Consider the following 9,885-nt stretch of genomic DNA (forward strand, 5'->3'; position numbering starts at 1 on the left):
ACGGATCCGAGCCGAGCCAAATCAAATCCGTGAATGCCGTAGCCCCGCACGCGGGGAGAGGTGGAGGCCGTGCCGCGGCTTTTGTCCCGCGCCGTTCATCCCGAAACGAAACAACAGAGGGTCAGCGCGCCGGCTGGGGCTGGGCCGGCGCCGGCGTCGCCCGGATCGGGCGGCCCTGCGCGTCGCGCGGCGCCGCCATCGCCTTGGAGCGCTCCTCGGTGACGATGATGTCGCCGCGCTCCACCGTGGTGTCCTGATTGACGCCGAGCGCATCGGCCCAGCTCTGCCCGGCCTTGCGGCAGCTGCAGGCGGGATCGAGCGACTGGCGGTACTTGAAGGCGGTCGGCAGGCTGCGATACGGCTGGCCGGCCAGCGACACCGACTGGCCGACCTCCTCGCCGGGATTTCGGTAGGTGAAGAGCTGCACCTCGGCCGCCGGGCACAGCCGCTTGCAGGACGCCTCGTCCTCGGCGAAGCGCGACGGCGTGGTCTGGAACGAGATCGGGAAATAATAGCCGTCGCAGGTGCGCACGCACAGCGTCCTGAACGTCGTCGCCTGGGTGCTCCCCTCGGGCATCGGCAGGGCCGGGTTGGAGCCGAACATGTCGCCGAACAGCCCGCGCTGCTGATTGACCGCCGCCTGATACTGCGGGCCGCAATTGTTCTGGGCGAGCGCCGCGACCACCGCCTGGCGCTGGCCCTCGATGTCGTTGCCGCCCTGGATGCGCTGCAGCTCCGCCTGGGTGCGGCTCTGCTCGGCCCGCAGCTCCTGGATGCGGGTGCCGAGCGGCCGGCATTCGGCCGGCTGGCTGGAGAACAGCGAGAGGAAGGGATTGTCCTCGCAGCCGAGCCGGCGCGACTGCGCGATCATGCGGTCGACCTCGTTCTGCTGCCGGCCGATCGCGTCCTCGTAGCGGCGGATCTGCTCGGCGCGCACCGGGTCGCCACCGCGATTGACGGCGGCGAGCTGCGCCTCGAGCCGGGTGCAGACCGGGCTGCCGGCGGCCGACGGATAGCTTTGTTGTTGCTGCTGCTGGCCATAGCCCTGCGGCTGCTGTTGCTGGACCGGATAGGGCTGCGGATAGTTCTGCCGGGCCGGATAGCCGTAGCCTTGCGCAAAAACGTCGCCCGCGGCGGCCGATCCGATCGCGGCCAGCACGACGATGGCGATGCCGAGCCGGCGACGGCCTCTCCGTTGGTTCATCGGGCCCCTCACGTGTCGCTTTTGCCAGTCGAATCCGGCCGGAGAGAAGCACCGGAATGGTGTTCAAAGTGTGGATCGCGCGCCGCACCGACGGACCGCGTCGGCGCGGACCACGGCATCACGGATTCGAACCGAGAAAAGGGGAGGGCAGGGTGGTCGCGCGCGGCGCACCCGAAGGCCGGCACGCCTCAGCGGGTGCACTCGATGGCGACGAAGTCGTCGCAGCTCGCACCGTGGCAGCCGCCGCCGCGGGTCGGCACGGCGCCGGTGATGTCGTCGCGGTCGACCTTGCGGTACGACACCGCCTGCTTGAAGTCGCGCTGGCGGCACAGGGCGGTCGCCATCGCGCTGCCGCACCGCTCGCCGCCGGCGAGGCAGCGGTCGATGCCGTAGTCGCCGCCGGCATTGCTCGCCAGAATGAAGATCTGCTTCTCGGCGCGCGCGCCCGAGAGGCCGGCCGCCATGGCCGCGAGAAGCGTGAGGGTGAACAGGGACCGCATCGTGTCGTGCCCGCTCGTCGTGAGAGCCGCGAAAATACGGCCCGATGTCTTAAGCTGTCGTTAACTTCCCGATCCCGCCGCGCGACGCCGTCCGGCTGCGCGGGAGCGGTGTGAGAGGGCCGCGTCGTGCGCGGCCGTGAGGCCTCGTGCCGGCCGCGAGCCGTCGTCGCAGCCCCCGCGGGACGACGCACGACTCGCTGCCGAAAGCAGGCGCGCTCTGTGGTCCCCGTGCCGGGCGGGGTCAACCCGCGTCGGGCGGCCGACCGTCGAACCCGCCGGCAGTGTGCCTCTCGGGGCACAGCGGCCGGTACCGGGAGGCGGGATCGGCGCGAGGCACCCTTGACGGACGCCGCCGGCTCGACCATGGTGCGCGGCCATGAACGGCCACCACACCCAGATCGGCATTTGCCGGGGGATTATTCGCTAGCGGTCCTCGCTGGCTGCGGCCGTCTTGTCCTTTCGACCGACAAACAGACGCCCGGCCAGAGCGGGCCGCCGGCATGTCCGCGTCCCGCCCGGGACCGGATTGCGTTCGCCGAGGGACGAGACGATGGACCTGAAGCTCTACGACACGCTCGCACGCGAGAAGCGCACGTTCGTGCCGATCGATCCGGCCGCGGTGCGGATGTACGTGTGCGGTCCGACCGTCTACGACTTCGCCCATATCGGCAATGCGCGGCCGGTGATCGTTTTCGACCTGCTCTTCCGCCTGCTGCGGCAGCTCTACGGCGCCGAGCACGTCAGGTACGTGCGCAACATCACCGACGTCGACGACAAGATCAACGCGCGCGCCGCCGAGCGCGGCATCTCGATCCGCGAGCTGACCGAGAAGACCTATGGCGAGTTCGCCGCCGACGTCGCCGCGCTCGGCTGCCTGCCGCCGACGGTCGAGCCGCGCGCGACCGAGCACATCGCCGAGATGACGGCGCTGATCGAGAAGCTGGTCGCCGCCGGCCACGCCTATGTCGAGCAGGACCACGTGCTGTTCGGCGTGCCGTCGATGACGGATTACGGCGCGCTCTCCAAGCGCCCGCTCGACGAGATGATCGCCGGCGCCCGCGTCGACGTCGCCCCCTACAAGCGCGACCCGATGGACTTCGTGCTGTGGAAGCCGGCAAAGCCCGGCGAGCCCGGCTGGCCGTCGCCGTGCGGCATCGCGGTGCCCGGCCGTCCCGGCTGGCACATCGAATGCTCGGCGATGTCGTGGAAGCATCTCGGCGAGACGTTCGACATCCACGGCGGTGGCATCGACCTGGTGTTTCCGCACCACGAGAACGAGATCGCCCAGTCGCGCTGCGCCTTCGGTGCCCCGGCGATGGCGAACTACTGGATGCACAACGGCTTCCTGCAGGTCGAGGGCGAGAAGATGTCGAAGTCGCTCGGCAACTTCGTCACCATCCGCGACGTGCTGAAGGACTGGCCGGGCGACGTCGTCCGCCTCAACATGCTGCGCACGCACTACCGCCAGCCGATCGACTGGACGGTGAAGGGGCTCGAGGAGTCCGAGAAGGTTTTGTCGTCCTTCTTCGACGTCGCCTCCTCGGAGGCCGAGCCGCGCCCGGCGCCCGCCGTGCTCGAGGCGTTGTGCGACGACCTCAACACGCCGGCCGCGATCGCCGCCATGCACGGGCTGAAGAACGCCGCCGGCCGCAAGGCGCTGGCCGGCACGCTCGCCTTTTTCGGCTTCCGCCGCGAGGCTTTGGCCGATTGGCGAACCGCGCATGCGCCGGCGCCGCCGATCCCGGTCGAGGAGATCGAGCGCCGGATCGCCACCCGCATCGATGCCCGCAAGGCGAAGGATTGGGCCGAATCCGACCGCATCCGCGACGAGCTCGCCGCGCTCGGCATCGTGCTGAAGGATTCCAAGGACGGCACCACCTGGGAGGTCGCGCGGTGAGCGGCCGACCCAACAACGAAAACAACGTGGCGGAGACCATGCGATGACGACCGAACCCGAGCGCGAGATGACCGAAGGCGAGCGTTTGTTGTGGCGAACGCTGCGCACGAAGCGCTTCGGCAGCGCAAAGTTCCGGCGCGGCGTGCCGGTCGGGCCGTGGCGCGCGGCGTTCTTCTGCGAGCCGGCGCGGATCGTCGTCGAGGTCGACGAGCAGGGCACGCCCGCGGCGGACGGCGCAGCGACAACGCCGCGTGATCCGGCGCGCGACCAGTGGTTCTTCGCGCACGGTTTTCGCGTGCTGCTGTTTCGCCGCGACGACATCGCCGCGAATGTCGACGGCATCATGCAGATCATCGAGACCGAGATCCGCAGCGCGCCGCGCGGCATGCCGCGCAACACGCCGTCCAAAATGCCGACCACGCCGGCCGGCGCACCCCCGACGGAGGCGTGACATGGCCCGGGCGTTCCCGACCTTCGCCTTGCGTCCGTTCCTCGCCGACGACACCGAGATGCTCGCCGAGATTTTTCGCGCGAGCATCACGGAGCTGACGGCGGACGACTACAGCGAGGCGCAGCAGGACGCCTGGATGGCGGCGGCCGACGACGAGGACGCCTTTCGCGACCGCTTGTCGGCGCGTCTCACGCTGATCGCGACGCTCGACGGCTCGCCGATCGGCTTTGCCTCGCTCGCCGACGGGCGTGAGATCGACATGCTGTACGTCCATCCGGCGGCGGCCGGGCGAGGGGCGGGGGCGATGCTGGTCGATGCGCTGGAGAAGCTCGCGCAGGCGCACGGCGCGACCCGCCTGACGGTCGATGCGAGCGACACCGCCCGCCCGTTCTTCGAGAAGCGCGGCTGGACCGCGCAGCGCCGCAACACGGTTTCGCGCGGTGATGAATGGCTCGCCACCACCACCCTCGACAAGACGCTCGCGAAGGCCCGATCATGACACCCCCCGGATCGCCGTTTCCCCCGAACTTCGTTTATTTCGTGCTGATCAAGCTGGTGGCGCTGGTCGCCAGCCTGATCTTCGTCTTCTGGTATCTCGGCTACTGGTAGCCCCGCTACCGGGAGCCGGCGTTTCTTTTCGTGAGCAGGTCGGCCCCGTCCCTCGCGGGCGGGGAGAAAGTCTCGCGTCGCATTCGGCGCAAGCGTGTTTCTTTTGTCCCCTTCTCGGGCCGGCGTGGCCCGACCGCTCCTGTGGAGTGGTGATCAGGATACGACCATGAAGGATCGTCTCTATCTCTTCGATACCACCCTGCGCGACGGTGCGCAGACTTTTGGCGTCGACTTCACGCTGGCCGACAAGCTCGCGATCGCCCGCATGCTGACCGACCTCGGCATCGATTACATCGAGGGCGGCTATCCGGGCGCGAACCCGCTCGACACCGAGCTGTTCTCGCAGGATCGCGGCATCGGCGCGACCTTCACCGCGTTCGGCATGACGCGGCGGCCGGGCCGCTCGGTCTCCAATGATCCCGGCATGGCGATGCTGCTCGATGCGCACGCCGATGCGGTCTGCTTCGTCGCGAAATCGTGGGACTATCACGTCGGCGTGGCGCTGGAGACGACGCTCGAGGAGAACCTCGCCTCGATCCGCGACACCGTGCAGGCGGCGGTCGCGCGCGGCCGCGAGGTGTTGATCGACTGCGAGCATTTCTTCGACGGCTACAAGGCCAATCCCGGCTATGCGCTGGCCTGCGCCAAGACCGCCTATCAGGAGGGCGCGCGCTGGGTGGTGCTGTGCGACACCAATGGCGGCACGCTGCCGGACGAGGTGGAGCGGATCGTCTCCGAGGTGGTGCGCGAGGTTCCGGGCGAGCGGCTCGGCATCCACGCCCACAACGACACCGAGCACGGCGTCGCCAACTCGCTCGCCGCGGTGCGGGCCGGCGTGCGGCAGATCCAGGGCACGCTGAACGGGCTCGGCGAGCGCTGCGGCAACGCCAATCTCACCTCGCTGATCCCGACGTTGAAGCTCAAGCCGGCGCTCGCGGAGAAATTCGAGATCGGCGTGAGCGACGACGCGCTCGGCCGGCTGAGCGAGGTGTCGCGCAAGCTCGACGAGATCTTGAACCGCGCGCCGAACCGGCACGCGCCCTATGTCGGGGCGAGCGCGTTCGTGACGAAGGCGGGCATCCACGCCTCGGCGATCCTGAAGGACCCGGCGACCTACGAGCACGTGCGGCCGGAGACGGTCGGCAATGCGCGCAAAGTTCTGGTGTCGGACCAGGGCGGCCGCTCCAACGTGCTCGCCGAGCTCGCTCGCGTCGGCATCGAGGTCGAGAAAAACGAGCCGCGGCTCGGCACGCTGATCGAGCTGATGAAGGAGCGCGAGGCGCGCGGCTATGCCTACGAGTCGGCGCAGGCCTCGTTCGAGATGCTGGCGCGCCGCACGCTCGGCTCGGTGCCGAACTTCGTCGACGTCCAAAAATTCGACGTGACGGTGGAGCACCGCATCAATGCGGTCGGCGAGCGGATCACCGCGACGGTGGCGGTGGTGAAGGTCAAGGTCGGCGACGACGAGCCCTTGATCTCGGCCGCCGAGGGCGACGGCCCGGTGCACGCGCTCGACCTCGCGCTGCGCAAGGATCTCGGTCGTTATCAGGAGTACATCCAGGGCTTGAGCCTGACCGACTATCGTGTGCGTATCCTCAATGGGGGAACCGAGGCGGTCACCCGCGTGCTGATCGACAGCCGCGACGAGACCGGGGCGACCTGGACCACGGTCGGCGTCTCGCCCAATATCATCGAAGCCTCGTTCCAGGCGCTGATGGACTCGATCGTCTACAAGCTGATCCGCGCCGGCGCGCCTGCGTGATCGTTTTCGGGGGAGGGCGGCCGGTGGCGCCGCCCTTTCCGCCTCCGACGATCGGCGCCGGCGGCGCGCGTGCGGGCGAGAGCGCCTCCGCTCACTCGCCGGCGAGCCGCAGCGGCGGCCGGCAGCCCTGCTCGAGCCGGCGCAGGCGCGCCTCCTCGTGGGCGATGTAGTCGCGGGTGATCGGCACCACGCCCTGCTTCTTGGTGAGCTGAATGTGGAACACCATCATGTTCTGCTCGCGGAACGCCATTTCCGAGGCGGCGAGATAGAACTCCCACATCCGCACGAAGCGCTGATCGTAGAGCCGCATCACGTCGTCGCGGTGGGCGAGGAAGCGCTCACGCCACGCCTTCAGCGTCTCGGCATAATGCAGGCGCAGAATCTCGATGTCGGTGACCAGCAGGCCGGCCCGCTCGACCGCCGGCAGCACCTCGGACAGCGCCGGAATGTAGCCGCCGGGGAAGATGTACTTGGCGATCCACGGATTGGTGAAGCCCGGCCCCTCCGAGCGGCCGATCGAGTGCAGCAGCATCACGCCGTCGTCGCGCAGCGCCGCCGCGCATTTCTGGAAATAGGCGTCGTAATACTGCACGCCGACATGCTCGAACATGCCGACCGAGACGATGCGGTCGTAGGTCTCGGGGACGTCGCGATAGTCCTGCAGGCGGAACTGGACGCGGCCGGCGAGATCGGCGTCGCGGGCGCGCGCGCGGGCGATCGCGAGCTGCTCCTTCGAGAGCGTCAGGCCGGTGACGCGCGAGCGGCAGGTGTCGGCGAGATAGAGCCCGAGGCCGCCCCAGCCGCAGCCGATGTCGAGCACGTCCTGGTCCGGCTTCGTCAGGAGCTTTGCGGCGATGTGGCGCTTCTTGGCGAGCTGGGCGTCGTCGAGCGACTGGTCGGGCGTCTCGAAATAGGCGCAGCTGTACTGCTTGTCGGAATCGAGAAACAGCGAGTAGAGCCGGCCGTCGAGATCGTAGTGGTGGGCGACGTTGCGCCGCGACGTGATCCGGCGGTTCCACTGGGCGAGCTTGCGGCCGAGGAAGCGCAGCATCACCAGAGGCTGCACCCAGGGCAGCGGCACCTGGGTCGCGAAGGCGGCGGCGCCGAGCCGGACGAAATCGGCGATCGAGCCCTGCTCGATGACGAAGCCGCCGTTCATGTAGGCTTCACCCAGCCGCAGCTCGGGATCGAGCAGCACTGCGAGCTGGGCGGCGGCGCTGGTGAACCGAACGGCGAGGGGAGGGCCGCTGCCGTCGCCGAATTCGAGCGTGGCTCCGCGGGCGGTGACGATCTTCAGAGAACCACGGCGAATCAGGGGTGTGAGGGCGCGGCGCAACAACCAGTCCATGGCGAGACTCCACTAGACACGTGCACGGGGGGCACGGGCCGCGGCTCGCCAGGGCCGGAGGACAGGGCCGACACGAATCGGCCGAGCCGGGGGGTGTCCCTGCCGGCCCGTGTCTTGCGGTGCAAAATACTAGTCCTCGCGTACAGGTGCCCGCAACGCATTACCCCCGTTTCGGCCTTCGAGAAGCCAGAATTTGCCTCACAACTCCGCGAGGTCCAGAGAGAGTCGGCCCGACCCGCGTCGGTTTTTCCCTCGGTCGGAGAACGCCGGTGCCGGCTCTCGGTTCGCGTGTCGTGCGACACTGCCCGTGGGCAATGACGAGGATTGCGATGATCGTCGTGACGAGATCGGTGGCGGTTGCTGGGCTGTTGGTCGGCGGCCTGACATTGGCGATGCCGGTCGATGCGCGCGCGCAATACGATCTCACGGCGGGGAAGTCGCCGGCGCAGATGTTCTCGTCGAACTGCCAGGCGTGCCATCGCTCGCCACGCGGCCTCGCCGGAGGAAAGAGTGCCGGGGCGGTCGCCCGCTTCCTGCGCGAGCACTACACGTCGAGCCCGGCCTATGCGGACGTGATCGCCCGCTATCTCGCGAGCCCCGCCGCCGCCGCCGCGCCGCCCGCGCGCGAAAGCCGGCGGCGGCCGTTGGTGGAGTTCTCCGAGACGCCGCCGGTGCCGCGACGGCGCGGCGATCCGGGCCAGCCGAAGGACGAGACCGCGACGCCGAGCGAGACGCCGCCCGAGGCGGGGCAGGCGGCGAGCGGCCCGAGCGACACGAGCGACACGACGCGCCAGCCGGCGGCCGCGCCGGCACGCGAGCCGAATGCCGCGTCGGCCCCTGCCGCTGCGTCGACCGCTCCGGCGGGGACGGCTCCGGCGGCGACCGCGCCGGCTCCGCCGTCGCCGGCGATCGATGCGGCCCGGATGTCGGACTATGCCGAGGACGGCCTCGACGCCGAGGCGCTGCGCCGGGGCGCGCTCGCCGCGCGCCCGCCGGCCGGAGCGCCGCCGTCACCGGACCAGCGCGGCATCGCTCCGAGCGACGGGAAGGCCGCGAAGGACGAGACACGGGTTTCGCCGTCGCCGGCCGGCCCGTCGACCGACGAGCCGAGCGCCCCGTCGGCCGACGAGCAGAGCGAGCCGACCGACGAGCCGAGCAGCGAGGCACCGGACACGTCGCCGAGCGACCAGTCGCGTACCGAGCCTGCGCGTGGCGAGCCTGCGCGTGGCGAGCCACCGCGTGGCGAGCCGCCGGGCGACGATTTTGCGGACGACGAGGAAATGCCGGCCCCCGCGGCACCCGCCGGGCCGCCGGCCGCCGGCGCGCCGCCGTCGCGCCAGTTCAACGAGGACGTCCATTGAGAGCGCCGTCCCGCGCCCCCGGCCGAACCACCGAACGACGATGAATCCCGAGCTTTTCCTGCCCTTTCTGCTGATCACCCTGGTGCTGATCCTCACCCCCGGTCCGGTCGTCACGCTGATGATCTCGACCGGGGCGACCGACGGCATCGGCGCCGTGCTCGCCACCGCGAGCGGCACCGTGGTCGGCAACACCGTGCTGATCGGCGCGGTGGCGTTCGGCCTGAGCTTCGTGCTGTCGAGCGCGGCCGTGCTGTTCGAGGTGATCCGCTTCGTCGGCGCCGCCTATCTGATCTTTCTCGGCGTGCAGGCGTGGCGGCGCGCCGGGCAGCGCACCGCGCCGCCGCCGGCCGGACACCGCGTGCATTTTTCCCGCGGATTCCTGGTTGCGGTGTCGAACCCCAAGACGGCGGCGTTCTACACCGCCTTCCTGCCGCAGTTCGTCGACCCCGCGCTGCCGACCGCCTTTCAGCTCGTCGTCATGGTCGGCTCGGTGGTGGCGATCGCCGCGATGCTCGACTCCGCCTGGGGCGTCGCCGCCGGGCTCGGGCGCGCCTGGTTCATGCGGCCGAGCCGGCAGGCGCTGCTCGCCCGACTGTCCGGCACCGTGCTGATCGGCGGCGGCCTGTGGCTTCTGTCGCGCCGGCCCGGCTGAGAGACCGTTTGGAAACTCCGCCGGGGCTGCCCACCCGACACGGGCTTGCCCGTGTCGGGCACGTGAGCGTGCGCAAGTCGGGCGAGCCCGACTTGCGTGGG

9 protein-coding genes are annotated in these 9,885 nt (G+C 70.0%); 6 read left to right on the forward strand and 3 right to left on the reverse strand.

Features of this window, described 5'->3' with window-relative positions:
* Positions 1–121: 121 nt before the first annotated feature.
* Together A33M_RS20475 and A33M_RS20480 are read right to left on the reverse strand one after the other, a co-directional pair.
* Positions 122–1,204: a DUF2865 domain-containing protein gene (locus tag A33M_RS20475; RefSeq protein WP_008391451.1), complete on the reverse strand. Its 1,083-nt coding sequence runs from the start codon at positions 1,202–1,204 to the stop codon at positions 122–124.
* 188 nt (positions 1,205–1,392) lie between these two features.
* Positions 1,393–1,704, reverse strand: a complete 312-nt coding sequence (locus tag A33M_RS20480; protein ID WP_008391454.1) for a hypothetical protein — start codon at positions 1,702–1,704, stop codon at positions 1,393–1,395.
* A 550-nt stretch (positions 1,705–2,254) separates the two neighbouring features.
* On the opposite strand from A33M_RS20480, the gene cysS reads away from it, so the two are divergent.
* The 4 genes from cysS to cimA all read left to right on the forward strand — a co-directional run bounded on the left by cysS (position 2,255) and on the right by cimA (position 6,423).
* Complete coding sequence (gene cysS, locus A33M_RS20485) at positions 2,255–3,601, forward strand: cysteine--tRNA ligase (protein WP_008391457.1); 1,347 nt, start codon at positions 2,255–2,257, stop codon at positions 3,599–3,601.
* Positions 3,602–3,644: 43 nt separating this feature from the next.
* Positions 3,645–4,052: an endonuclease domain-containing protein gene (locus tag A33M_RS20490; protein ID WP_008391459.1), complete on the forward strand. Its 408-nt coding sequence runs from the start codon at positions 3,645–3,647 to the stop codon at positions 4,050–4,052.
* A 1-nt stretch (position 4,053) separates the two neighbouring features.
* Positions 4,054–4,551 (forward strand): GNAT family N-acetyltransferase, encoded by a 498-nt coding sequence (locus tag A33M_RS20495; protein ID WP_008391461.1) that lies wholly within the window; start codon positions 4,054–4,056, stop codon positions 4,549–4,551.
* 276 nt (positions 4,552–4,827) lie between these two features.
* Positions 4,828–6,423: a citramalate synthase gene (cimA, locus tag A33M_RS20500; RefSeq protein WP_008391463.1), complete on the forward strand. Its 1,596-nt coding sequence runs from the start codon at positions 4,828–4,830 to the stop codon at positions 6,421–6,423.
* Between the two features lie 91 nt (positions 6,424–6,514).
* Here cimA and A33M_RS20505 read toward each other — a convergent pair whose 3' ends face one another.
* Complete coding sequence (locus tag A33M_RS20505; RefSeq protein WP_008391465.1) at positions 6,515–7,771, reverse strand: SAM-dependent methyltransferase; 1,257 nt, start codon at positions 7,769–7,771, stop codon at positions 6,515–6,517.
* Between the two features lie 329 nt (positions 7,772–8,100).
* Between A33M_RS20505 and A33M_RS24270 the strand changes: the two genes are divergently transcribed.
* Both A33M_RS24270 and A33M_RS24275 read left to right on the forward strand, forming a co-directional pair.
* Entirely contained in the window at positions 8,101–9,132 is a 1,032-nt protein-coding gene (locus tag A33M_RS24270) for a hypothetical protein (RefSeq protein WP_008391470.1), read from the forward strand.
* 40 nt (positions 9,133–9,172) lie between these two features.
* The gene (locus A33M_RS24275) at positions 9,173–9,784 is read left to right on the forward strand and encodes a LysE family translocator (RefSeq protein ID WP_008391473.1); all 612 of its coding nucleotides are present in this window, start codon (positions 9,173–9,175) and stop codon (positions 9,782–9,784) included.
* The last annotated feature ends 101 nt before the right edge of the window (positions 9,785–9,885 follow it).

Origin of the sequence: Rhodovulum sp. PH10 (genome assembly GCF_000293785.1) — a bacterium.
GTDB lineage: Bacteria > Pseudomonadota > Alphaproteobacteria > Rhizobiales > Xanthobacteraceae > Rhodoplanes.